We start from the raw sequence: 23,411 nt of genomic DNA, 5'->3' as shown, positions 1-23,411 counted from the left end.
GTTGATAGGCCGGATATGGAAGCCAGGTAACTGGTGGAGTTGACCGGTACTAATAGGCCGAGGGCTTGTCCTCAGTTGCTCGCGTCCACTGTGTTGGTTCTGAAACCATGAACAACCGTACCGGTGTTTGGCCGGTGGCTGGTTGACTGTTTCATAGTGTTTCGGTGGTTATAGCGTGAGGGAAACGCCCGGTTACATTCCGAACCCGGAAGCTAAGCCTTACAGCGCCGATGGTACTGCAGGGGGGACCCTGTGGGAGAGTAGGACGCCGCCGAACAATCGTTGAGAAAACCCCGTGCCTTTCGGCACGGGGTTTTCTGCGTTCAGGCGTTCAAGGGCTGGCCGACCGCGAACTGACGGCGGTCGGTGGCCGCAGGTCAGAGTCGGCCGGCCGCTTTCAGGGCCAGGTATGCGTCCGCCAGTGCCGGGGCCAGTTCCTCGGGCCTCGCGTCCACGACCGTAACCCCGTGACGGCGGAGTTGTTCGGCGGTGCGGTGGCGTTCGGACTGGGCCTGGGCGGCAGCGGCTGCGTCGTACACCGAATCGATGTCTCCTCGGGACGCTGCCATGCGGGTGACGTGCGGGTCCGCTACTGACGCCACCAGGACTGTGTGGCGTTGGGTGAGCTGCGGCAGGACGGGGAGCAGGCCCTCCTCGACCGGGGCGGCGTCCAGCGTCGTGAGCAGGACGATCAGGGAGCGGCGGGGGGCCGTACGGAGGGCCGTGGCGGTCAGGCCGCGGGCGTCGGTTTCCACGAGTTCGGGTTCGAGGGTGGCCATGGCGTTGACCATGGCTGGAAGGACTTCTCCGGTCGGGCGGCCCTGGACCAGGGCGCGGACGCGGCGGTCGTAGGCGAGCAGGTCGACGCGGTCGCCGGCGCGTGAGGCGAGTGCCGCCAAAAGCAGGGCCGCGTCCATGGAGGCGTCGAGTCGGGGGGCGTCGTCCACGCGGCCTGCGGAGGTGCGGCCGCTGTCCAGGACCAGGAGGATGTGGCGGTCCCGTTCGGGGCGCCAGGTGCGTACGGCGACCGTCGATTGGCGGGCTGTGGCGCGCCAGTCGATGGAGCGGGTGTCGTCGCCGGGGACGTACTCGCGCAGGCTGTCGAACTCGGTGCCCTCGCCGCGCTGCAGGACGCTGGTGCGACCGTCGAGTTCGCGCAGGCGGGCCAGCTTCGACGGGAGGTGCTTGCGGCTGGTGAAGGGAGGCAGGACGCGTACGGTCCACGGGATCTTGTGGGCGCCCTGGCGTGCGAACAGGCCCAGGGGACCGTAGGAGCGAACGGTGACGCGGTCCGCCTGGTGGTCGCCGCGGCGGGTGGGGCGCAAGCGGGTCGTCACGCGGCGGCGTTCGCCGGCCGGGACGGTCAGGCGGTGGCGGGACGAGGTCTCCGCACCGGGCTGCCGGCTGCTCGGCGGCCAGGCGTCGCGGATGTCGGCGCGGAGAAGGCGGCCGGAGGGGTTGGTGACCGTGAGGGTCACGTCCGCCGTCTCGCCCAGTCGTGCCGAGGTGTCGCCGGAACGGGTCAGGATCAGGCGCCGTACGGGGGCCGCGAGGGCGAAGTCGCAGGCGCAGGCCAGGACGAGTGGACCGTTCACGGCGAGGATGCCCGTCCAGCCGGGTTCCCACAGGCCGACGGGGAGGGAGCCGAGGGCCGCGAGGAGCGCGGCGCGTCCGGTGAGAGCCATCAGCGGGGCACGGGGACGTGAGTGAGGATCGCGTTGATGACGGAGTCGGCCGTCACGCCCTCCATTTCGGCCTCGGGGCGGAGCTGGATCCGGTGCCGGAGGGTCGGCAGGGCCAGGGCTTTGACGTCGTCGGGGGTGACGTAGTCGCGGCCGGTGAGCCAGGCCCAGGCGCGTGAGGTGGACAGCAGGGCGGTGGCTCCGCGCGGGGAGACGCCGAGCGTGAGGGACGGCGATTCGCGGGTGGCGCGGCAGATGTCGACCACATAGGCGGTGATCTCCGGGGAGACCGTCGTCTTGGCGACCGCGGCGCGGGCGGCGTCGAGAACGGCCCGTCCCGCGACGGGGCGCACGCCGGCGGCGCGCAGGTCGCGCGGGTTGAAGCCCTCCGCGTGCCGGGTGAGGACGGCGATCTCGTCCTGGCGGGAGGGGAGGGGGATGGTGAGTTTCAGGAGGAAGCGGTCCAGCTGGGCTTCCGGGAGGGGATAGGTGCCCTCGTACTCGAGCGGGTTCTGGGTCGCGGCGACCAGGAACGGCTCGGGGAGCGGGCGTGGGGTGCCGTCAACGGTGACCTGGCGTTCCTCCATGGCCTCCAGGAGGGACGACTGGGTCTTGGGGGGCGTGCGGTTGATCTCGTCGGCCAGGAGGAGGTTGGTGAAGACCGGGCCGGGCTGGAAGGAGAACTCGGCGGTGCGGGTGTCGTAGACCAGGGAGCCGGTCACGTCGCTCGGCATCAGGTCGGCGGTGAACTGGACGCGCTTGGTGTCGAGCTCCAGGGCCGAGGCGAGGGCGCGGACGAGGAGGGTCTTGGCGACGCCGGGGACGCCTTCGAGCAGGACGTGACCGCGGCACAGCAGCGCCACCACGAGGCCGGTCACCGCGGGGTCCTGGCCGACCACGGCCTTGGCGATCTCGGCGCGCAGGGTTTCCAGGGCGGCCCGGGCGTCACCCGGGGTCCCGCTCTGCCCGGCGTTGTCAGTGGTCGGGTCCATCATGGACGGCGTACCTCTCTTTCGAGGGCGTCGAGTCGGTCGGCGAGGGTGATCAGGCCTGCGTCGTCACGGGGCGGCGGGCCGAAGAGGAGGGTGTGCAGGGCCTGATCGCCGCCGAGTTCGCCGTGGAGGCGGGCGGACAGGGCCGGGAGCAGGGTCTCGGGCGAGTGCGCCCGGGCGACGGGGACGCCTACGAGGGGGGCGAGGCGGGTGCGGGTGGCGGAGCGAAGAGCGGTGGACGCGCGGTCGCGGGCGTTCGCCTTGCGGTAGAGGCGGGCGCGGCCTTCGACGGTCTCGGAGGCGCGGATCGCGACGGGGAGTTTCTCGGGCACCAGGGGGCCCAGTCGGCGAGCCCGCCACAGGGCGGCGAGGGCTGCGGCGATGAAGAGCTGGAGCGTGCCCCAGAGCCAGCCCGGAGGGAGCAGTTCGAACAGGGTGCGTTCGTCGTCCTGGCCCGCGGCGGAGGCGTCGGCCAGTGAGGGGAGGTACCAGACCAGATGCGGGCGCGAGCCGAGGAGTTGCAGGGCGAGCGAGGCGTTGCCGTGCTCGTCGAGGCGGTCGTTGTAGAGGATGTCGGGCGCGCCGAGGACGACGGTGTCGCCGTCGCCGGTCGGGGAGGGGAGCCGGATCAGGGTGGCCAGGCGCTGGCTGGCGTAGCACTGGTCGGCGTCGGGGTGGGTGGTGTTGTAGCGCAGGCCGCCGGTGTCGGCGGTGCCCGCGCGCCGGGCGGCGGGCAGGTCGCAGCCGGGGGTGAGGGTGGACTCGAGGCTGGTGGCGGGGTCGGCGGTGACGCCGGGGGCGAGCTGTTCGACGGAGGAGCCGCCGGGGGCGACGAGCAGGGTGCGGCCGCCGGAATCGGCGGTGCCGGCGTGCAGAAGGGCCTGTTGAGGGCGTGTCAGCAGGTCGGGGGTGGCGATCAGGAGGGTGGTGTCCGGGGCGGCCGCGGCGCGTGCCTCGTCCAGGGTGGTGACCACGCGGGTGGACACGCCGCGGTCGGCGAGGAGTTCGGCGACGGCTCGGCTGCCCTGCGCCTCGGCGGAACGCGGGTCGAGGGTGCCGCGCTGGGCGTCGGAGCGGATCACGGCGAGGACGACGGCCCCCGCGAGGAGCACGGCGAAGGCGAGGGCGACGCCTCGCGCGCGGGTCCACGCCTGACGGACCGTGAGCGAGACCGAGGTGGTGGCGGGCTGGGCCTCGGTGGTCATCCGGTGGCTCCCGGGCGGGCGTTGTGGTCCGCGCTGCGGGCGTGGCTGCTGCTCGCGGCGGCGGTGAGCCGGGGCTTGGTGCGCTCCAGGTCGCGGTCGAGTTCGGTGATGCGGCGGTACGACTGTTCGTCCGCGGTGCGGCCACCGTATGTCACGTCGTCGAAGTCCCGGGCGGCGGCGCGGAGTCGGTCGGTGTGGGAGGGCAGGACGCGAGCGGCGTCGGCGGCCGCCTCGTCGGCGGTGCGGCCGGGGCGGGCGTCGAGCAGGGCGCGTTCCTCGAGGGAGCGGACGACGGCCCGCATGCGTTCCTGGAGGGCCTGGCTCCAGGAAGCCTGGGCGGCGTGGGCGTCGGCTGCGGCCCGGTGTTCCGCGGCGCTGCGGGGGCGGTCGTCGAACAGTGCGGGTGCGGAGGAGGCGGACCGGCGGTGCGGGGTGCCCAGCCGCCACCACAGGGCGGCCAGGACGGCGACCACCGCGAGGACGACGACGATCAGGCCCGCGGCGCCGCCGGGGGTCGCGGTCGCGGCGGCGCCGAACAGGTCGCCGACCCACTCCCAGAAGGCGTCGAGGGCTCGCTGGAGGAGGCCGGGGTCGTCCTCGTGGTACAGGCGCTTGGACAGCTCGCGGCGGGCCGCCTCGCGGGCGGGGTCGCGCGGAACGGTCAGCGGCGGCGCGTCGTCCGAGCCGTCGGCCGACAGCACCCACAGCGCCTGCGGTGCCGGGAGCACGAGCGTGGCGGACGCGTCGTGCGGCGGCCGTGTCGCCGCGGTGGCGCCCGGCAGCGCCTGCACCGCGGTGAGGACTCCCCCCGGCAGGATCACCGCATCAGCTCCCCGGGGTGGGACCGTAGCCCTGGACGCCGGCGGCCCGGGCCAGTTCGAGGTCGAGGGCCTCGCGGCGGATGCGCTGGTCGATGTAGAGCAGCACGGTCACGCCGGCTGTGATCGGGAAGGTGATCATGGAGCCGATCACCGAGCCGATCCCGGTGACGATGAGGAAGGTCCAGCTGAGGTGGCCGGTGCCCTCGATGAAGCCGTCGAGGCCCTCCGCGCCGAAGACCGCGGCGAGCACGGTGAAGGGGATGACGACGATCGCCGCGACGATGTTCGCGATGAGCGTGGCCAGCAGCTGGATGCCGAAGACGCGCCACCAGGAGCCGCGGACGAGCTTCGCGGAGCGGCTCATGGCCTTGCCGATGCCCTGCTTCTCCAGCATCAGTGCCGGGGAGGCCAGGGAGAAGCGGATCATCAGCCAGAGGGCGACGATCGCGCCGGTCAGGCCGCCCAGAACGGCCAGGGCGCCGCCTGCCGCGCCGCCGCCGCCCGCGAGCACCAGGAGGCCCGGCAGCGCGCCGACGAGGGTCACGCCGAACGCGATGAGCAGCAGCAGGACGATCAGGCCGAGCAGCTTCACCACGAGGGGGCGGGCGTCCTGCCAGGCCTCCTTGGTGGTCACCGGCTTGCCGAGGACCGCGCGGCTGGTGACGGTGGTGAGCAGCGCGGTCGCGGCGACCGTGCCGACGAGGGTGACGAGGAAGATGACGCCGTTGCCGAGCAGGACGTCGCCCAGGGCGCCGGCGAGTTCGTCGGTGGTGGCGCTCGGGTCGTTGAGTGCCTCGCTGCTGAGGGCGTCGTTGAGGAAGAAGCCCTGGAGCAGGATGACGGCGATCTGCATGACGACGGCGACGGTGAGGGAGATGCCGAGGACCGTGCGCCAGTAGGCGCGCATGGTGGAGACCGCGCCGTCGAGTATTTCACCGATGCCGAGCGGGCGGAGCGGGATCACGCCCGGCTTCGCGGCGGGAGGGGGACCGCCCCAGGGGCTGCCCCAGCCGCCGTAGGGGGCGCCTCCGGGGCCTCCGGGGCCGGCGGGGCCTCCAGGGCCTCCGGGACCGAAGCCGCCGGGTCCGCCGTGGGGTTGGTCGCCCCAGCCGGGGACCGGGGGCGGTGGGGGAGCCTGGCCGGGGCTCGCGGCGCCGGTGGGCGCGGACCACTGGGCAGGCGGCGGCTGCTCCTTGGACCACTGCGCGCCGGGGCCCTGTGGGTCGTGGGCCGGCTGCTCCGGCTGGCCCGGCCGATCCGCGGGCTGGGCGGGGCCGTGCCGGTCACCGGGACCGGACGTGCCGGACGGCTGCCCGTCGGACGGAGTGGATCCGGGCGAGGCCCAGCCCGGAGTGTCGTTCATCGTCGCTCCTTCACGGTGCCCGTCCGCAGGCGCGGCGGCAGGTTGGCAGACATCGTGCCATGGCGCGCTCCCCCGGGGCCCGGCCGAGGTCGGGGGTGCGCGCCTTCAATTGTCCGCCGTTCACGGGGCAGACTGACGACATGGCAGATCACTACGCGCGAAGCGGCGAGGACACATGGCCGAGTGACATACCCGCGATCCGCTGGGAGGAGCCGCCCGAGGGCCCGGTCGTGGTCCTGCTGGACCAGACCAGACTGCCCGCCGAAGAGGTCGAGCTGGTCTGCACGGACGCGTCCGCGCTGGTGGAGGCGATCCGTTCGCTCGCCGTGCGCGGGGCGCCGCTGCTCGGGATCGCGGGCGCGTACGGAGTCGCGCTCGCCGCCGCGCGGGGGTTCGACGTGGAGGAGGCGGCGACGGCGCTCGCGGGCGCCCGGCCCACCGCGGTGAACCTCTCCGTCGGCGTACGCCGGGCCCAGCAGGCGCATCAGGCGGCGCTGACCGGCGGCGGCACCCTCGGGCAGGCCGCCGGGGCGGCGCTGGCGGCGGCACGGCAGCTGCACCGTGAGGACGCGGAGGCCAGCGCCCGGATGGCGGAGCACGGGCTGGCGCTGCTGGACGAGCTGCTGCCCGGCGGCAACCACCGGATCCTCACCCACTGCAACACCGGCGCGCTGGTGTCGGGCGGGGAGGGGACCGCGTTCGCGGTGGCCCTCGCCGCGCACCGCCAGGGGCGGCTGAGGCGGCTGTGGGTGGACGAAACCCGTCCGCTGCTGCAGGGGGCGCGGCTCACCGCGTACGAGGCGGCGCGCAACGGTATGGCGTACACGCTGCTCACCGACAACGCGGCCGGTTCGCTGTTCGCGGCGGGAGAGGTCGACGCCGTGCTGATCGGCGCGGACCGGATCGCGGCGGACGGCTCGGTGGCGAACAAGGTGGGCAGTTATCCGCTGGCGGTGCTGGCGCGGTACCACCATGTGCCGTTCATCGTGGTGGCGCCGCTGACGACGGTCGACCCGGACACCGCCGACGGGGCGTCCATCGAGGTCGAGCAGCGGCCCGGGTTCGAGGTGACCGAGGTCGCGGTTCCGCAGGCGCCGGTGACCGGGGCCGGCGGCGGGGTGCCGGTGGCGCCGCTCGGGACGCAGGCCTACAACCCGGCGTTCGACGTGACGCCGCCGGAGCTGGTGACGGCGATCGTGACCGAGGAGGGCGTCGTCTCGCCGGTGACGGCGGAGGGCCTGGCCGAGCTGTGCGCGAGGTCGCGAGGGGCGGCGCCGGCCGGCGGATGACGGTGGCCGAGACCGTTCGCAGGGGGCCATGACGGGTGTGGGCAGACAGTGACGCCCTCGTACGACTATGGTCACGAGGCAGTGACCTGCCTCACCTGCGCCTTCGCCACCGTTATGAGAATGGGATGATGTCGTTTATGAAGGGAAGAGTCCTTGTCGTCGACGACGACACCGCACTGGCCGAGATGCTCGGCATTGTGCTGCGTGGTGAAGGTTTTGAGCCGTCTTTCGTAGCCGACGGCGACAAGGCGCTGGCCGCTTTCCGGGAGAGCAAGCCCGATCTGGTGCTGCTCGACCTGATGCTGCCCGGCCGTGATGGCATCGAGGTGTGCCGCCTGATCAGGGCGGAGTCCGGGGTGCCGATCGTGATGCTCACGGCCAAGAGCGACACCGTCGACGTCGTCGTGGGCCTGGAGTCGGGCGCGGACGACTACATCGTGAAGCCGTTCAAACCCAAGGAGCTGGTGGCCCGTATCCGGGCGCGGCTGCGCAGGTCGGAGGAGCCGGCGCCGGAGCAGCTCGCCATCGGCGATCTGGTCATCGACGTGGCCGGGCACTCCGTGAAGCGGGACGGGCAGTCGATCGCGCTGACGCCGCTGGAGTTCGACCTGCTGGTGGCGCTGGCCCGCAAGCCGTGGCAGGTGTTCACGCGCGAGGTGCTCCTGGAGCAGGTCTGGGGCTACCGGCACGCGGCGGACACGCGGCTGGTCAACGTCCATGTGCAGCGGCTGCGCTCCAAGGTCGAGAAGGACCCGGAGCGGCCGGAGATCGTGGTGACGGTCCGTGGTGTCGGATACAAGGCCGGGCCGAGCTGACATGACCGGGGACAGTGCCGCTTCGGCGCCCGGCCGGTCCGGGGCCCGCGCCGGGCGGCCTGTCGGCCGGAAGGCGGCGGGCTCCCGCTGGGGACGGTTCCCGGAGGGCGGCCTGCTGCAGGGCGGAGTGCAGGGCAGCCCGGTGTTCCGCCTGTTCATGCGGTGGGTGCGCCGCCCGCTGCTGCCCGTCATGCGGTTGTGGCGGCGCAACATCCAGCTCAAGGTCGTCGTCACGACCCTGCTGATGTCGCTGGGCGTGGTGCTGCTGCTGGGCTTCGTCGTCATCGGGCAGGTGCGCAACGGCCTGCTGGACGCCAAGGTGAAGGCGTCGCAGAGCCAGGCCACGGGCGGGTTCGCGGTGGCCAAGCAGGCGGCCGACGAGGCGGCGGGCGGGACCGCCGACGAGCCGGCGCCGGTGGACGGCCGCCCCTCCCAGAACGTCATCCAGTGGATGAGCGACCTCGTGTCCGACCTGTCCAGCGGCGGTCAGGGCGCTTTCGACGTGGTCACGCTCCCGGCGGGCGACGACAGCGGCAGCGGGCTCGGTCCGCGCGCCTCCGGCGGAGTGGACCCGAACAAGAGCGTGCCCGAGGACCTGCGGGCGCGGATCAACGCCAGCTCGGCCGCCGCGCAGAGCTACACGCGCATCATCTACAGCGGCGAGGCCAAGGAGGCCCAGCCGGCCCTGGTCATCGGCAAGACGGTCGACGACCCGAACGGCGACCCGTACCAGCTGTACTACCTCTTCCCGCTCACCCAGGAGGAGCGGTCCCTGAGCCTGGTCAAGGGGACGCTCGCGACGGCGGGGCTGTTCGTCGTCGTCCTGCTCGGGGCCATCGCCTGGCTGGTGGTGCGCCAGGTCGTCACGCCGGTGCGGATGGCGGCGGGGATCGCCGAGCGGCTGTCCGCCGGGCGGCTGCAGGAGCGGATGAAGGTCACCGGCGAGGATGACATCGCCCGCCTGGGCGAGGCGTTCAACAAGATGGCGCAGAACCTCCAGCTGAAGATCAGCCAGCTCGAGGACCTGTCGCGGATGCAGCGGCGGTTCGTGTCGGACGTGTCGCACGAGCTGCGGACGCCGCTGACGACCGTGCGGATGGCCGCCGACGTCATCCACGAGGCGCGCGAGGACTTCGATCCGGTGACCGCGCGGTCGGCGGAACTGCTCGCCGACCAGCTGGACCGCTTCGAGTCGCTCCTCGCCGACCTGCTGGAGATCAGCCGCTTCGACGCGGGAGCCGCCGCGCTGGAGGCGGAGCCGATAGACCTCCGAGAGGTCGTGCGACGCGTGGTCAGCGGGGCCGAGCCGCTCGCCGAGCGCAAGGGCTCGCGCATACGCGTCGTCGGCGATCAGCAGCCCGTCGTCGCCGAGGCCGACGCCCGGCGCGTCGAGCGGGTGCTGCGCAACCTCGTCGTCAACGCCGTCGAGCACGGCGAGGGCAAGGACGTCGTCGTCAGGCTCGCCGCGGCGGGCGGCGCGGTCGCCGTCGCGGTGCGCGACTACGGCGTCGGGCTCAAGCCCGGCGAGGCGACCCGTGTCTTCAGCCGCTTCTGGCGGGCCGACCCGGCCCGCGCGCGGACGACCGGCGGCACGGGCCTGGGGCTGTCCATCGCTTTGGAGGACGCGCGGCTGCACGGCGGCTGGCTGCAGGCGTGGGGCGAGCCGGGCGGCGGTTCGCAGTTCCGGCTGACGCTGCCGCGGACCGCGGACGAGCCGCTGCGGGGCTCGCCGATACCGCTGGAACCCAAGGACTCCCGACGCAACCGAGGACTGAACGAGGCCGGTGCGCCCCGCGGCGGCGAGAAGACCGCCACGGTGCCCGCGCAGCCCTCCGGCGGCCAGGGACCGGCCAGGGACCCGATAGGCGCCCGCACGGCGTCCGCCGCCCCCACGGCCGATCCGACAGCGCTGCCCGGCAACGGCGCGCGGGTGGTGCCGCGGCCCGCGGAGGCGGCGCGCAGAGCGGCTCCCTCCGGACCGGGGGACGCCCGCACCGAGGAGCGGAACGGACAAGGGGAGGCATTTCGTGGTCGCTGACCGCGAGAGGGGCGCCCGGCGCACGCCGGCGCGCGCGGTGGCGTACGCCGCCTGTGGCGCCGTACTGCTGGCGGGGTGCGCCTCGATGCCCGACCGCGGGGATCTGCGCGGGGTGGAGTCCACGCCCCGGCAGGACGCCCCGGTGCGCGTGTTCGCCGTGCCGCCCCGGGAGGACGCCTCGCCGTCGGAGATCGTGCGGGGCTTCCTGGAGGCGTTGACCAGCGACGATCTGCACTACGAGACGGCGAGGCAGTATCTGACCCCGGCCGCGGCGAAGCAGTGGCGGCCCGAGCTGTCCACCACCGTGCTCGCGGACGGGCCCGACGCCGACGCCGACTCGTACGCCGTCCGCGCGGAGGGCGTCGACTTCTCGTTCACGCTGACCGGCAGCAAGGTCGCGCTGGTGGACGAGCAGCAGTCGTACGTGCCGGCCGACGGCGAGTACAGCAAGCAGGTCCATCTCACGAAGGACGACAAGACCGGGCAGTGGCGCATCGACGGGCTGCCGCAGGGCGTGGTCCTCGGACAGTCGGACTTCCAGCGCAACTACGTGTCCGTCAACAAGTACTACTTCGCCTCCAACGGCACGGTCGTCGGGTCCGCGCAGCAGGCCGCCGTGGCGGATCCGGTGTACGTGCGGCGCGTGGACTCCATGACGCAGATGGTGCGTTCGGTGCTCAGGGGGCCCACGAGCTGGGTGGAGCCCGTGGTCCGGTCCAGCTTCCCTGCCGGTACGGCGCTGGAGAAGGGCGTCGCCACGCTGACGGAGGACGACCGGAGCAGGCTGACCGTGCCGCTGAACGGCAAGGCGGCGCGGGTCGGACCGGGCCGGTGCAACGAGATGGCCGCCCAGTTGCTCTTCACTCTCCAGGACCTCACCCCCGCGGTGGAGGAGGTCGAACTGCGGTCGGACGACCGGGAACTGTGCGTGCTCGACGCCGACGGTGCGGCCACCGTCGCCGCACACAGCACGGCCGGGCGCCCCGACTACCTGTACTTCCTCGACGGCGAGCACCAGTTGGTGCGGATCCCGGCCGGCAGCAAGGGCACGCGGGCCGAACCGGTGCCGGGGCGGTTCGGCGGGGGCGAGCAGGCCCTGCGGTCGGTGGCGGTGTCGCGCGACGAGCAGGCCGCGGCCGGCGTGACCCTCGACGGCTCGCGGCTGTACGTCGCCGAGCTGGTGTCGGGCGGTTCGCTCGGCGAGCCGGTGGTGCGCAGCACGGGCCGCACCGAGGCCGACCGGCTGACCACGCCCAGCTGGGACAGCCGGGGCGATCTGTGGGTCGCCGACCGTGATGACCGCAAGCCGCGGCTGCTGCTGCTCCGGCAGGGCAAGGGAGAGCCGCTGGAGGTGCGGGTGCCGGGGCTCGACGGGCGGATCAACTCGCTGCGGGTGGCCGCCGACGGGGTGCGGATCGCGCTGGTCGTGGAGAAGGACGGCAAGCAGTCCCTCCAGGTGGGGCGGATCGAGCGGGGCGCGGAGGACGAGCGGACCGGGGTGCAGCCGGTCTCGGTCCTGGACCTGCGGTCGGCCACGCCCGCGCTGGAGGAGGTGGCCGCCATGTCGTGGGCCGGGGACAGCCGGCTCGTGGTGGTCGGGCGGGAACACGAGGGCGTGCAGCAGCTGCGGTACGTCCAGGTCGACGGCTCCACGCCGGAAGGGCCCGCGCCCGACGCGCTGTCCGGCGTGGAGGAGATCGCCGCGGCGGAGGACGAGCGGCTTCCGCTGGTGGCGTACTCGGAGGACGGCATCGTGCGGCTGCCGGACGGGACGCAGTGGCAGAAGGTGGTCAAGGACGGGTCGGCACCGGTTTATCCCGGGTGATCGGCGCCGGCGCCCGGGTCGGCCGGGCGAGGACCGGGGCGGTGTTCGTCCGGTCCGGTGAGGGGGAGGCTCGGCGCAGGTGACGCGGCCGTTCCCGGCGCGTTTGTCGAGGCACGCCGGGGACGGCCGTTTTCGCTGGTCGCCGCGGTGGGGCGGCCTGTCGGCGAGGCGGCCGGAGTTTTCCACAGGCGGTTTCCACAGGGGTGGCAGGCCCGCGGCGGCCTTGGCACAGTGGTGGTCATGCGGGGGTGGTGGCGGGATCTCACCGACCTGGTGCTGCCGGCCGAGTGCGGAGGCTGCGGACGGCCGCGCACGGTGCTCTGCCCGGAGTGCCGTGCCGTCCTCACGGCCGCCGTGCCGCGCCGGGTGCGGCCGGCGCCGGAGCCGCCCGGGCTGCCGATGGTGCACGCGGCGGCCCGGTACGCCGACGAAACGCGGGCCCTGCTGCTGGCCCACAAGGAACGCGGCGCGCTCGCACTCGCCGGGCCGCTCGGCACGGCTTTGGCGGGCGCGGTGCGGGCCACGCTCGGCGGTGGCCGGGCGGGGACGGGCGGCGCGACCGTGCTGCTGGTTCCCGTGCCGTCCGGGCGCGGTGCGGTGCGGGCGCGCGGGCACGACCCGACACGGCGGATCGCGCTCGCGGCGGCCGGTGAGCTGCGGCGGACCGGGACACCGGCCCGGGTCGTCGCCGTGCTCCGGCAACGGCGGCCGGTCGCCGACCAGTCCGGGCTCGACTCCCGGCAGCGGCGGGCGAACCTCTCGGGCGCGCTGGGAGTGGCGGCCGCAGGCGCGGGACTGCTCGGCGGCGGCCCCGTGGTGCTCGTCGACGACCTGATGACGACGGGCGCGTCCCTCGCGGAGGCGGCGCGGGCGCTGCGGGCGGTCGGTGTCGGCGCGGCGGTGTACGAAGGAGCCGACCGGGAAAGGACTGGAGAACGGATGGCAGCGGCAATGGAGGGGAACACGGACCACACCATCCGTGCCGCCGTGATCGCGGCGTCACCGGATTCTTTGGAAATAAACCGGAACTGACTGCGAACTTGCATCGTTCCAGCTAGTGAGAGCCTTAATTCACCTGAACGGAGGTACGCGTCGCTAGAGGGTGACGACATCCGTCCGGGCGAGATATGTTCGGTTGTGAGGGAAAGCCGCAGGCCAAGCGCAGGTCGCACCTCGCATATCCGAATGCCGTCCCGCGGGATTCAGCACAATCACCCGGGACGGTGGGGTGGACATCCCGCCCGTGGGGGAGGAGGAGGTGGACGTCACCGAGTCCGAGGTTCCGGAATCCCCGGAACCTGGTGCACAAGGGAGATGCTCCGCCAGTGGAGCGGAGCGATCCGGGAACGGAGTTCTGCGTGGACATCGTCGTCAAGGGCCGCAAAACAGAGGTGCCCGAGCGGTTCCGCAAGCACGTGGCCGAGAAGCTGAAGCTGGAGAAGATCCAGAAGCTCGATGGCAAGGTGATCAGCCTCGACGTCGAGGTGTCCAAGGAGCCCAACCCCCGACAGGCCGACCGTTGCGACCGGGTGGAGATCACCCTCCGCTCCCGCGGTCCGGTGATCCGGGCGGAGGCGGCGGCCAGTGACCCGTACGCGGCACTCGACCTGGCGGCGGAGAAACTGGAGGCGCGGCTGCGCCGGCAGCACGACAAGCGCCACACGCGCCGGGGTCTGCGCCGGCTCACGGCGGCCGAGGTCCCCGACCACGTCCCGGGCGCGGCGACGCTCAACGGCAACGGCGGCATCGTCCCGGCCGAGGGGGCGGACGAGGTCCCGACCAAGAAGATCGGCTCGCTGGAGGTCAAGGGCGAAGGGCCGCTCGTCGTCCGCGAGAAGACCCACGTCGCGGCGCCGATGACGCTCGACCAGGCGCTCTACGAGATGGAACTGGTCGGGCACGACTTCTATCTCTTCGTCGACTCCGAGACCAAGGAGCCCAGCGTCGTCTACCGGCGCCACGCCTACGACTACGGCGTGATCCACCTCAGCACCGACACGATGGTCACCGAGGCGTCCCCCGACGCGGGCGGGACGCTGGGCGGCTGACGTCGCGGACGGCGGTCGAAGCGGTGCCCCTGGAGCGCCTGTGCGCCCCCAGGGGCACCGGCGTGCGACCGCTTCCGCACCGCTTGGTCACCGAGGTGCCGCCCGGACATGGAATCATGGCGGCAACGGCTCAACCGGTGGGCCGTTGCCTTGGGTTGGCGATGGCACAGGACCACGGGCCACAGCCTTCAGGGGGAGGAACGATGGCGGACAGCTTCGGACCGATGCATCACGGGGACGCCGACGTCGGCGCCGCCGGCATGGGCCCGGACGCGGACTCACCACGCAAGGAACCGATCCGGGTCCTGGTCGTGGACGACCATGCCCTGTTCCGCCGCGGACTGGAGATCGTGCTCGCGGCCGAGGAGGACATCCAGGTCGTGGGGGAGGCAGGGGACGGCGCCGAGGCCGTGGAGAAGGCGGCCGACCTGCTGCCCGACATCGTCCTGATGGACGTGCGCATGCCGAAGCGGGGCGGGATCGAGGCCTGCACCTCCATCAAGGAGGTGGCGCCGAGCGCGAAGATCATCATGCTGACGATCAGCGACGAGGAAGCCGATCTCTACGACGCCATCAAGGCGGGAGCCACCGGTTATCTCCTCAAGGAGATCTCCACCGACGAAGTGGCCACGGCGATTCGCGCGGTGGCCGACGGCCAGTCGCAGATCAGCCCATCCATGGCGTCGAAACTGCTCACCGAGTTCAAGTCGATGATCCAGCGCACGGACGAACGACGTCTGGTGCCCGCGCCCCGGCTCACCGACCGCGAACTCGAAGTGCTGAAACTGGTCGCCACGGGGATGAACAACCGGGACATCGCCAAGGAGTTGTTCATCTCCGAGAACACCGTGAAGAACCACGTGCGCAACATCCTGGAGAAACTGCAACTGCACTCCAGGATGGAAGCGGTGGTCTACGCGATGCGGGAGAAGATCCTCGAGATCCGGTGAGCGGCCCGTCAGGCCAGGGCCCGGGTGAGCTCCCTCGTGAGCGGCTCGCGCAGTTCGGGGGCGTCCACGCGCTCCACGCGCACGTTCGTGCAGTCCACCCAGCTCGCCGCCTCGATCAGCGCCTGCGCCACCGCCGGGACCGCCTTCGGCCCCTCCAGCGTGACCTGCCGGGCCACCAGCGTGCGGCCCTCGCGGGCGGGGTCCACCCGGCCGACCAGCCGGCCGCCGGCCAGGACCGGCATGGCGAAGTAGCCGTACACCCGCTTCGGCTTCGGGACGTAGGCCTCCAGCCGGTGGGTGAAACCGAAGATCCGCTCCGTGCGGGCCCGTTCCCAGATCAGCGAGTCGAACGGGGACAGCAGCGTCGTACGGTGCCGGCCGCGCGGGGGCGTCTCCAGGGCCGCCGGATCCGCCCAGGCCACCTTCCCCCACCCCTCGACCGTGACGGGCACCAGGCCCGAGTCGGCGATCACCGCGTCGACCTGCTCGGCCTTCAGCCGGTGGTAGTCGGCGATGTCCGCGCGGGTGCCGACGCCCAGGGACCGGCCGGCCAGCCGGACCAGCCGCAGCAGGCACTCGGCGTCGGACGGCTCCTCCCGCAGCAGGTCCGCGGGCACCGCGCGCTCGGCCAGGTCGTACACGCGCTTCCAGCCGCGGCGCTCCACGCAGACCACCTCGCCGTACATCAGCGCCCGCTCGACGGCGACCTTGGTGCCGGACCAGTCCCACCAGTCGCTCGTCTTCTTCGCCCCGCCCAGCTCGGTCGCGGTCAGCGGGCCCTCCGCGCGGAGCTGCTTGATCACCTGGTCGTAGACGCCGTCGGGCAGTTCGTGGTGCCACTGCGGGCGGTTGCGGTAGGCGCGGCGGCGGAAGGCGAAGTGCGGCCACTCCTCGATCGGCAGGATGCACGCGGCGTGCGACCAGTACTCGAAGGCGTGCGGCGGGGAGGCGGGCCCCTCGGCGGGCGACTTCCAGTAGGCGTTCTCCACCGCCTTGCGGCCGACGGCGCCGAGGCGGGCGTAGGGGACCAGCTCGTGGGAGCGGGCGAGGACCGAGATGGTGTCGAGCTGCACCGCGCCGAGGTGGCGGAGTATCCCGCGGACGCCGGAGCGGCGGTCCGGGGCGCCGAGGAAGCCCTGGGCGCGCAGGGCGATGCGGCGGGCCTCGGCCGCGGAGAGCTGGGTGGGACGCGCGGTCGTCATGCCCTCGAAGATAGGGGCTGCCACTGACAACCGGTCCGCTGCCACCGACGACCGGTCCCCGCCGCAGAGTTGGCCGGTGTCACGGCCGGCCCGGCAGATACGGGGCCGTCGAGGGCAGGCCCAGGTCCGAGGGGAGCAGCGAGGCCACCCAGCAGTCGCGCAGGACGCCCTTGTTGTTGATGGCCGAGCGCAAGGTGCCCTCCAGGGTGAAGCCGGCCCGGGTCGCCACCGCGCGGGAGGCGGTGTTGCCGACCTCCGCGCGCCACTCCACGCGGTCGACGGACAGCTCGGTGAAGGCCCACCGGCAGGCGGCGACGGTGGCCTCGGTGATGTAACCGCGGCCACGGTGCTCCTTGGCGGCCCAGAAGCCGACCTCGGCGGTGCCCAGGGAGCGCATGGTCAGGCCGAGCATGCCGGTCAGGTCGCCGCCGGGCAGGAAGACGCCGAAGGTGAACATCGAGGCGCTCGCCCAGCCGTCGGGGGCGAGCTGTCCGGTGAAGCTCTCCGCGTGCTCGGGCAGGTAGGGCGAGGGGACGGTGGTCCAGCGCTGGATGTCGGGGTCCTGACACGCCGTGCAGACGGCGTCCGTGTCCTCGGGGCCGACGGTGCGCAGGCGCAGACGGGCGGTGGTGATCGTGACGGGCTCCATCGCCCGATTCTGCTCGCGACCGCGGCGACACGCCATCCGTTTTGCCGCTGCGCGACCGTCCGGTCACCCTCCGCGAATTCGCCGGCGCGGCGCGGCACCATCCGCAACCCCGGGCCGTTGTCCGGGTGAAGGCAGAACCGAGAACCGATCTGCGGCGGTGGGCGTCGTCGTCCCGCAGGGCCTCCCGGCGCGGCGGGGTCCTCGCATACGATGGCCGTTGCTCAGTACGTCAAAGGAAACCGACCGTCCCAGGCCCGACCGGCAAGGAGACCAACCCCCGTGTCCGTCCTCTCGAAGATCATGCGTGCAGGCGAAGGCAAGATCCTGCGCAAGCTGCACCGCATCGCGGACCAGGTCAACTCCATCGAAGAGGACTTCATCGACCTCTCCGACGCCGAGCTGCGGGCCCTCACCGACGAGTACAAGCAGCGGTACGCCGATGGTGAGAGTCTGGACGACCTGCTGCCGGAGGCCTTCGCCACCGTGCGGGAGGCCGCCAAGCGCGTCCTCGGACAGCGGCACTACGACGTCCAGATGATGGGCGGCGCCGCCCTGCACATGGGCTACGTCGCCGAGATGAAGACCGGTGAGGGCAAGACCCTGGTCGGCACCCTGCCGGCGTATCTCAACGCGCTGTCGGGCGACGGCGTGCACCTCATCACGGTCAACGACTACCTGGCCGAGCGCGACTCCGAGATGATGGGCCGCGTCCACAAGTTCCTGGGCCTGAGCGTCGGCTGCATCCTCGCCAACATGACGCCGGCCCAGCGCCGCGAGCAGTACGCCTGCGACATCACGTACGGCACGAACAACGAGTTCGGCTTCGACTACCTGCGCGACAACATGGCGTGGTCCAAGGAGGAGCTGGTCCAGCGCGGCCACAACTTCGCCATCGTCGACGAGGTCGACTCCATCCTCATCGACGAGGCCCGTACGCCGCTGATCATCTCCGGCCCGGCCGACCAGGCCACCAAGTGGTACGGCGACTTCGCCAAGCTGGTCAAGCGCCTCAAGCGCGGTGAGGCCGGCCAGCCCCTCAAGGGCATCGAGGAGACCGGCGACTACGACGTCGACGAGAAGAAGCGCACGGTCGCCATCCACGAGTCCGGCGTCAGCAAGGTCGAGGACTGGCTGGGCATCGACAACCTCTACGAGTCGGTCAACACCCCGCTCGTCGGCTATCTGAACAACGCCATCAAGGCGAAGGAACTGTTCAAGAAGGACAAGGACTACGTCGTCATCGACGGCGAGGTCATGATCGTCGACGAGCACACCGGCCGTATCCTCGCGGGCCGCCGCTACAACGAGGGCATGCACCAGGCGATCGAGGCGAAGGAAGGGGTGCCGATCAAGGACGAGAACCAGACCCTCGCCACGATCACCCTGCAGAACTTCTTCCGCCTCTACGGCAAGCTCTCCGGCATGACCGGTACGGCGATGACCGAGGCCGCCGAGTTCCACCAGATCTACAAGCTCGGCGTGGTCCCGATCCCGACGAACAGGCCGATGATCCGCAAGGACCAGTCGGACCTGATCTACCGCACCGAGGTGGCGAAGTTCGAGGCGGTCGTCGACGACATCGCCGAGAAGCACGAGAAGGGCCAGCCGATCCTGGTCGGCACCACCTCGGTCGAGAAGTCCGAGTACCTCTCGCAGCAGCTGTCCAAGCGCGGCATCCAGCACGAGGTGCTCAACGCCAAGCAGCACGACCGTGAGGCGCAGATCGTCGCCCAGGCCGGCCGCAAGGGCGCCGTGACCGTCGCGACGAACATGGCCGGCCGCGGTACCGACATCAAGCTCGGCGGCAACCCCGAGGACCTCGCCGAGGCCGAGCTGCGCCAGCGCGGGCTCGACCCCGAGGAGCACATCGAGGAGTGGGCCGCCGCCCTCCCGGCCGCCCTGGAGCGGGCCGAGCAGGCGGTCAAGGCCGAGAAGGAGGAGGTCGAGGCGCTCGGCGGCCTGTACGTGCTGGGCACCGAGCGGCACGAGTCGCGCCGTATCGACAACCAGCTGCGCGGTCGTTCCGGCCGTCAGGGCGACCCCGGCGAGTCCCGCTTCTACCTCTCCCTCGGCGACGACCTGATGCGGCTGTTCAAGGCCCAGATGGTCGAGCGCGTGATGTCCATGGCGAACGTCCCGGACGACGTGCCGATCGAGAACAAGATGGTCACGCGCGCGATCGCGTCCGCCCAGTCCCAGGTCGAGCAGCAGAACTTCGAGACCCGCAAGAACGTCCTCAAGTACGACGAGGTGCTCAACCGCCAGCGCGAGGTCATCTACGGCGAGCGCCGCCGCGTCCTGGAGGGCGAGGACCTGCACGAGCAGATCCAGCACTTCATGGACGACACGATCGACGCGTACATCGCCGCGGAGACCGCCGAGGGCTTCGCCGAGGAGTGGGACCTGGACCGCCTGTGGGGCGCGTTCAAGCAGCTCTACCCGTGCGGCGTCACCATCGAGGAGCTGGAGGAGGCGGCCGGCGACCGGGCCGGGCTCACCGCCGACTTCATCTCCGAGTCCATCAAGGACGACATCCACCAGCAGTACGCGGCGCGTGAGGCGCAGCTCGGCTCGGAGATCATGCGCGAGCTGGAGCGCCGGGTCGTGCTGTCGGTCCTGGACCGCAAGTGGCGCGAGCACCTCTACGAGATGGACTACCTCCAGGAGGGCATCGGCCTGCGCGCGATGGCCCAGAAGGACCCGCTGGTCGAGTACCAGCGCGAGGGCTTCGACATGTTCCAGGCCATGATGGACGGCATCAAGGAGGAGTCCGTCGGCTACCTGTTCAACCTGGAGGTCCAGGTCGAGCAGCAGGTCGAGGAGGTCCCGGTCGAGGACGCCGCGCCGAGCCTGGAGAAGCAGGACGCGGTGCCGGCGCAGGCGGGCACCCCGCGCCCGGAGATCCGCGCGAAGGGCCTGGAGGCCCCGCAGCGGCGGAACCTGCACTTCACCGCGCCGACCGTCGACGGTGAGGGCGGCACCATCGAGGGCGAGTTCGCGGACGAGGAGCCGGTGCGTTCGTCCGCCGACGGCCTGACCCGTGCCGAGCGCCGCAAGCAGGCCAAGGGCGGGCGTCGCCGCAAGAAGTAGGCGGTGGGGATGCGTTGAGGGCCGGGTCACCTTCGGGTGGCCCGGCCCTTCGCCGTGACGGCGGCCGGGTACGGCCGGACCGGGTCGGGTGTGCGGACCGGGGGCTGCTCCCGGGGGTGCGGGGCCGGGGGCAGCCCCCGGGTCTGTGGGCCGGGGGCTGCCCCCGGGTCTGTGGGGCCGGGGGCTGCCCGCGCGGCCCTGGCCGTTCGGTGACCCGGGTTCTAGTCGGGTTCCGTGGGGCGGGGGCCGCCCGCTTCCACCGCCGTGCAGCGCCAGCGCAGGTCGCGGCCGAGTTCCAGGCGGAAGGCCAGGGCGCGCAGCCGGTCGCCGGCGCCGATGCGGGCGAAGGCCTCGATGGCGCCCGGGCGGGGCTCGAAGTAGCCGATGTCGCGGACGACCGGGCGGGCGCCGCGGGTGCGCAGGGGCCCGCGTTCGGCGAGCCGGGCCAGTTCGTCGTAGGCGCGTCCGGCGGTGTGGCGCAGCATGCAGTGCACGGGGCGCTGGCCGCTGAGGACCAGCACGAGACGGTCGGCGAAGACGTCGGTGGGGCGGGGTTGGGGGACGGCGACGGGGTGGCGGGGCGACTGGGAGGGGACTCGGAGCGGCGCGGCGGCGGGGTGGGGCGGTGCGTGGCGGGGTGGCGTGGAACCGGCCGGGGGCGGGGCGGGCGTCGGTGCGGGTCCCGGCCCGGCCGGCATCGCCGTCGTACGGGTCGCCTGGGTCGCCGTACGGGACGCCGGGGCCGTTGTGCCGGGGGTGGCGCGGGAAGGCCCCCTGCCGGGCGTGGGCGGGCGGCCCGTACCGGGCGGGTACGGGCGGTTCCTGCCGGGCGCGCCGACGGGAACCGCGGCGGGCGTGCCGGGGCCCGGGCGGGGCGCCTCGGATGGCGGTGCCTCGGGAAGGGGCGCCTCGCGGGTCCGGGACGAGCCCCGGACGGCGGGGCGTGGGGTGGTGCTGCCCGGGCGGCGGGGATCCCGGCGGGTCGGAGGGCGGGTGCCGGGGGAGGGGCGGAGGCGGGTCATGACCTTGTTCATCGGGGCCCCGTTCGGTGCGGCCGGTTGTACCGGTCGGTAACTTGCGGTCGGAGATCTTGTACGGGGACGAGGGCCGCGGCCGCAAGGCGGGAGGGAGCCGGGCGGAGGACCGGCCAGGTTCACTTATTCGGGTGATATCGAGCGATCGAGCCCAGGTCGGGGGCGTGTACGGGGTGAATTCGCCGCCCGCGGGTTGACCTGGACGGGGGTGCCGGGTACGCCCCGAAGGGGGACCCCCGCACGTATCCTGAAGGCCGTCCAGAGGTCTTTCGGAGCCCTCCGACCACGAGAAAGCGGCCAGCCCATGCGCGTCTACGTCCCCCTGACCCTCTCCGGTCTCGCCGAGGCGTACAGGACCGGCGAGGTGGGCGCCGGGCCGCTCGTCGCGTACGCCGTCACGCCCGCGTTGCGCGAGTGGTACCTCTCCGACGACATCGAGGAGCTGGAGTACGCGGCGCTCAGCAGGGCCGCGCTGGCCTCCCTGCGGCTGCTCGCCGCCGACCCGGACGCACCGCGGCGGCGGGTCGTCGTCGCCGTCGACGTGCCGGACGGCGCCGCTGCCGCCGACCCCGACCGGGGCCTCGACCCGGCCGCGCTCGGCGAGGTGCGGGTCAAGGGCCCCGTACCGCTGGCCAAGGCGGCGGCGGTGCACGTCGACGCGGACGAGGCGGAGGCGGACGTGACGGCCGCCGCGCAGGCGCTGGAGGCGGCGGACGCCGGGGACGACGACGCCCAGTTCGTGGTGGACGGGGCCGACGACCACGAGCTGCTGTGGTTCGCGACGCAGGAGATCCCGAACCTGGTGGGGCAGGACGGCTGAGTCCGGCCGTCACTGATTGTCAGCGGCGGCGGGTACGGTTTTCGGCATGGGGAAGCAGCAGACCGCGCACATCGTCTGGGACTGGAACGGCACCTTGTTCCACGACAATGACGCGATCATCGGGGCGACGAACGCGGCGTTCGCCGAGCTGGGACTGGATCCGATCACGATGGAGCAGTACCGGGCGCTGTACTGCGTGCCGGTGCCGAAGTTCTACGAACGGCTGATGGGCCGGCTGCCCACGGACGCCGAGTGGGAGGTCATGGACGCGATCTTCCACCGGCATTACAGCGAGCACCGGGTGCGGTGCGGGCTGACCGAGGGCGCGGCCGAGCTGCTGGCGCGGTGGCGGTCGGCGGGGCGCAGCCAGTCGCTCCTCAGCATGTACGGGCACGAGGACCTGGTCCCGCTGGTGCGCGGCTTCGGCATCGAGACCCACTTCATACGCGTCGACGGGCGTACCGGGCCGTCCGGCGGCAGCAAGGCCGAGCACATGGTGCGGCACCTGGAGGCGCTCGCGGAAGCCGTGCGCCCCGAGCGGACCGTGGTGATCGGGGACGCCGCGGACGACGCGGTCGCGGCCCTGCACGTCGGCGCGCAGGCCGTCCTTTACACCGGGGGCTCGCACAGCCGGGCGAGCCTGGAGGTCGTGGGCGTGCCGGTCGTGGACAGCCTGGCCGAGGCGGTCGACGAGGCGGGAAGACTCGCGGCGGCGGCCTGAGAGCCGGACGGAGCCGTCACGGGACGCGGCAGGACGCCGACCCCGCAACGGCTCCCGCCCGGTCCGTCGGGTCCCGGGTTCGCCGGGTCCCGGGTCCGTCGGGTCACGGGTTCGCCGGGGCCTTCTCCCGCAGGACCTTCAGGAACTCCCGCATCCACGCCGGATGGTCCGGCCAGGCGCGGGAGGACACCAGGGCGCCGTCCACCACGGCCTCCGTGTCCTGGAAGGTGGCGCCGGCGGCCTGCATGTCGAGTTCGAGAGCCGGGTACGCGGTGACCCGTCGGCCGCGCAGGCCGTCGGACGCCGCGGTCAGGAGCGGGCCGTGGCAGATCTGGGCGACGGGTTTGTCGGCGTCGAAGAAGGACTTGAGGATCTTGCGGAGTTCGGGATCGTTGCGCAGGTACTCCGGGGCGCGGCCCCCGGGGATCACGACGGCGGCGTACTGGCCGGGGTCGACCTCGGAGAAGGCGAGATCGGCGGGCCAGGTGTAGCCGGGCTTCTCGGTGTAGGTGTCGAAGCCCTCTTCGAAGTCGTGCACGACGAACCGCAGCGTCTTGCGGGTGGGAGCCGCGATGTGGACTTCGTAGCCCTCTTCGAGGAGGCGCTGGTAGGGGTAGAGGACCTCCAGCGACTCTGCTGCGTCGCCGGTGACGATGAGGATTTTGGCGGTCATGGGGGCAACGTGCACCGGACGGCGGACCCTGCCAAGGGGACGCGCGGGAACGCGTCGTGATCCGGCGCCGTGCGGGCTCCGTCCCGGACCCCGTCTCTGTGCAGAGTGTCAAAGTTCGGACCCCTGTTTTGTACACATACGGCTCATGACGCGCGCCCGGAGGGGAGAGATAGCCTTGTGGCGTGATCAGCGCG

Annotated in this window: 19 protein-coding genes and 1 rRNA gene; 11 read left to right on the top strand and 9 right to left on the bottom strand. The window is 72.4% G+C overall.

What is annotated here, in order from left to right; genetic code table 11:
- The first annotated feature begins 160 nt into the window (after positions 1 to 160).
- A 5S ribosomal RNA gene (gene rrf, locus ACZ6KF_RS04060) occupies positions 161 to 277 on the top strand.
- A 100-nt stretch (positions 278 to 377) separates the two neighbouring features.
- On the opposite strand, the gene ACZ6KF_RS04055 is transcribed toward rrf, so the two are convergent.
- From ACZ6KF_RS04055 to ACZ6KF_RS04035, 5 genes are read right to left on the bottom strand one after another with little or no spacing between them, the layout of a single operon-like run.
- Entirely contained in the window at positions 378 to 1,685 is a 1,308-nt protein-coding gene (locus ACZ6KF_RS04055; RefSeq protein ID WP_469237183.1) for a DUF58 domain-containing protein, read from the bottom strand.
- Positions 1,685 to 2,674 carry an AAA family ATPase gene (locus ACZ6KF_RS04050; protein ID WP_469160185.1) on the bottom strand — a complete coding sequence of 330 codons (990 nt, stop codon included), beginning with the start codon at positions 2,672 to 2,674 and terminating at the stop codon, positions 1,685 to 1,687. Before ACZ6KF_RS04050 ends, ACZ6KF_RS04055 begins: the two co-directional genes overlap by 1 nt.
- Complete coding sequence (locus ACZ6KF_RS04045; protein ID WP_469237182.1) at positions 2,674 to 3,879, bottom strand: DUF4350 domain-containing protein; 1,206 nt, start codon at positions 3,877 to 3,879, stop codon at positions 2,674 to 2,676. Before ACZ6KF_RS04045 ends, ACZ6KF_RS04050 begins: the two co-directional genes overlap by 1 nt.
- Positions 3,876 to 4,700, bottom strand: coding sequence for a DUF4129 domain-containing protein (locus ACZ6KF_RS04040; RefSeq protein WP_469237179.1), 825 nt, complete (start codon positions 4,698 to 4,700; stop codon positions 3,876 to 3,878). Before ACZ6KF_RS04040 ends, ACZ6KF_RS04045 begins: the two co-directional genes overlap by 4 nt.
- Before the next feature lie 4 nt (positions 4,701 to 4,704).
- A complete protein-coding gene (locus ACZ6KF_RS04035; RefSeq protein WP_469237178.1) occupies positions 4,705 to 6,063 on the bottom strand; it encodes a glycerophosphoryl diester phosphodiesterase membrane domain-containing protein in 1,359 nt (452 codons plus the stop codon).
- A 140-nt stretch (positions 6,064 to 6,203) separates the two neighbouring features.
- Between ACZ6KF_RS04035 and mtnA the strand changes: the two genes are divergently transcribed.
- The 7 genes from mtnA to ACZ6KF_RS04000 all read left to right on the top strand — a co-directional run bounded on the left by mtnA (position 6,204) and on the right by ACZ6KF_RS04000 (position 15,028).
- The gene (gene mtnA, locus ACZ6KF_RS04030; RefSeq protein WP_356627143.1) at positions 6,204 to 7,352 is read left to right on the top strand and encodes an S-methyl-5-thioribose-1-phosphate isomerase; all 1,149 of its coding nucleotides are present in this window, start codon (positions 6,204 to 6,206) and stop codon (positions 7,350 to 7,352) included.
- Between the two features lie 125 nt (positions 7,353 to 7,477).
- The gene (gene mtrA, locus ACZ6KF_RS04025) at positions 7,478 to 8,167 is read left to right on the top strand and encodes a two-component system response regulator MtrA (RefSeq protein WP_187284748.1); all 690 of its coding nucleotides are present in this window, start codon (positions 7,478 to 7,480) and stop codon (positions 8,165 to 8,167) included.
- Position 8,168: 1 nt separating this feature from the next.
- The gene (gene mtrB, locus ACZ6KF_RS04020) at positions 8,169 to 10,205 is read left to right on the top strand and encodes an MtrAB system histidine kinase MtrB (protein ID WP_469160152.1); all 2,037 of its coding nucleotides are present in this window, start codon (positions 8,169 to 8,171) and stop codon (positions 10,203 to 10,205) included.
- Positions 10,195 to 12,030, top strand: a complete 1,836-nt coding sequence (locus tag ACZ6KF_RS04015) for an LpqB family beta-propeller domain-containing protein (protein ID WP_469160153.1) — start codon at positions 10,195 to 10,197, stop codon at positions 12,028 to 12,030. Before mtrB ends, ACZ6KF_RS04015 begins: the two co-directional genes overlap by 11 nt.
- 240 nt (positions 12,031 to 12,270) lie before the next feature.
- Entirely contained in the window at positions 12,271 to 13,062 is a 792-nt protein-coding gene (locus ACZ6KF_RS04010; protein ID WP_469178839.1) for a ComF family protein, read from the top strand.
- Between the two features lie 326 nt (positions 13,063 to 13,388).
- On the top strand, positions 13,389 to 14,078 hold the full coding sequence (gene hpf, locus ACZ6KF_RS04005) for a ribosome hibernation-promoting factor, HPF/YfiA family (RefSeq protein WP_469160155.1): 690 nt from the start codon (positions 13,389 to 13,391) through the stop codon (positions 14,076 to 14,078).
- 203 nt (positions 14,079 to 14,281) lie between these two features.
- A complete protein-coding gene (locus ACZ6KF_RS04000; protein ID WP_356627148.1) occupies positions 14,282 to 15,028 on the top strand; it encodes a response regulator transcription factor in 747 nt (248 codons plus the stop codon).
- An 8-nt stretch (positions 15,029 to 15,036) separates the two neighbouring features.
- Here ACZ6KF_RS04000 and ACZ6KF_RS03995 read toward each other — a convergent pair whose 3' ends face one another.
- The gene (locus ACZ6KF_RS03995; protein WP_469237176.1) at positions 15,037 to 16,230 is read right to left on the bottom strand and encodes a winged helix-turn-helix domain-containing protein; all 1,194 of its coding nucleotides are present in this window, start codon (positions 16,228 to 16,230) and stop codon (positions 15,037 to 15,039) included.
- 79 nt (positions 16,231 to 16,309) lie between these two features.
- Entirely contained in the window at positions 16,310 to 16,879 is a 570-nt protein-coding gene (locus ACZ6KF_RS03990) for a GNAT family N-acetyltransferase (protein ID WP_356627150.1), read from the bottom strand.
- 279 nt (positions 16,880 to 17,158) lie between these two features.
- Here ACZ6KF_RS03990 and secA point away from each other — a divergent pair, with 279 nt between their 5' ends.
- A complete protein-coding gene (secA, locus tag ACZ6KF_RS03985) occupies positions 17,159 to 19,969 on the top strand; it encodes a preprotein translocase subunit SecA (RefSeq protein ID WP_356627151.1) in 2,811 nt (936 codons plus the stop codon).
- A 221-nt stretch (positions 19,970 to 20,190) separates the two neighbouring features.
- On the opposite strand, the gene ACZ6KF_RS03980 is transcribed toward secA, so the two are convergent.
- Positions 20,191 to 20,667, bottom strand: a complete 477-nt coding sequence (locus ACZ6KF_RS03980; protein WP_469237174.1) for an Rv3235 family protein — start codon at positions 20,665 to 20,667, stop codon at positions 20,191 to 20,193.
- Between the two features lie 640 nt (positions 20,668 to 21,307).
- Here ACZ6KF_RS03980 and ACZ6KF_RS03975 point away from each other — a divergent pair.
- On the top strand, positions 21,308 to 21,823 hold the full coding sequence (locus tag ACZ6KF_RS03975) for a DUF6912 family protein (RefSeq protein ID WP_469237172.1): 516 nt from the start codon (positions 21,308 to 21,310) through the stop codon (positions 21,821 to 21,823).
- 46 nt (positions 21,824 to 21,869) lie between these two features.
- A complete protein-coding gene (locus ACZ6KF_RS03970) occupies positions 21,870 to 22,544 on the top strand; it encodes an HAD family hydrolase (RefSeq protein ID WP_356627154.1) in 675 nt (224 codons plus the stop codon).
- Positions 22,545 to 22,647: 103 nt separating this feature from the next.
- Here the strand turns inward: ACZ6KF_RS03970 and ACZ6KF_RS03965 are convergent, their stop codons facing one another.
- Positions 22,648 to 23,217 carry a DJ-1/PfpI family protein gene (locus ACZ6KF_RS03965; protein ID WP_356627155.1) on the bottom strand — a complete coding sequence of 190 codons (570 nt, stop codon included), beginning with the start codon at positions 23,215 to 23,217 and terminating at the stop codon, positions 22,648 to 22,650.
- Positions 23,218 to 23,411 lie beyond the last annotated feature (194 nt).

The sequence above is a fragment of the Streptomyces sp. NPDC046379 genome, from assembly GCF_055587785.1.
The sequence above is the reverse complement of the archived record's forward strand: the minus strand, read 5'-3'. Positions and strand labels throughout refer to the sequence as shown.